This window comes from Saccharothrix sp. ST-888, from assembly GCF_000955975.1.
Classification (GTDB): domain Bacteria; phylum Actinomycetota; class Actinomycetes; order Streptomycetales; family Streptomycetaceae; genus Kitasatospora.
Genome location: NZ_JYJF01000617.1, coordinates 1 through 348, shown reverse-complemented (window position 1 = coordinate 348; position 348 = coordinate 1). Strand labels below are relative to the sequence as shown.

Sequence of the window (348 nt, the reverse complement as noted above, 5' to 3'; positions counted from 1 at the left end):
GCTCGTCAGCGGCGGACTTGGGGACAAGGTTGTTGGGCTTCTCCTGGAGTGCCGCCCCCTCGCAGTGATCCTCCGCTTTTCCTCTGCGCGCCCTCCCCCTCCACAACACCACCTCGCCCCCGCCTCCCTGGGCGTCGGTTTCGCCGTCCGCGCCCCCATAACGGCGCCGGATGCAATCGCTTGCTCCGCTGTGGTCGTGGAGGTTGTCAACTCCGATGCGGTCCTGGGAGCTTGCAGGCTTCCCGAACAGGCTGTTCAGGGTTCGGCGGGAGACGTTCACGCGTGTTGTTCCTCGGTGGCGGCTGGCGATTCGGGCTGGTGGGTGCGTGGGTGGGCAGTGTCCGGGCG

Annotated in this window: 1 protein-coding gene; it reads right to left on the bottom strand. The window is 67.8% G+C overall.

Going from position 1 to position 348, the window contains the following annotated elements:
* Positions 1-280: hypothetical protein (locus UK12_RS44025; protein WP_231591507.1), on the bottom strand; the 280-nt coding region annotated here is incomplete at its 3' end.
* Positions 281-348: the final 68 nt, after the last annotated feature.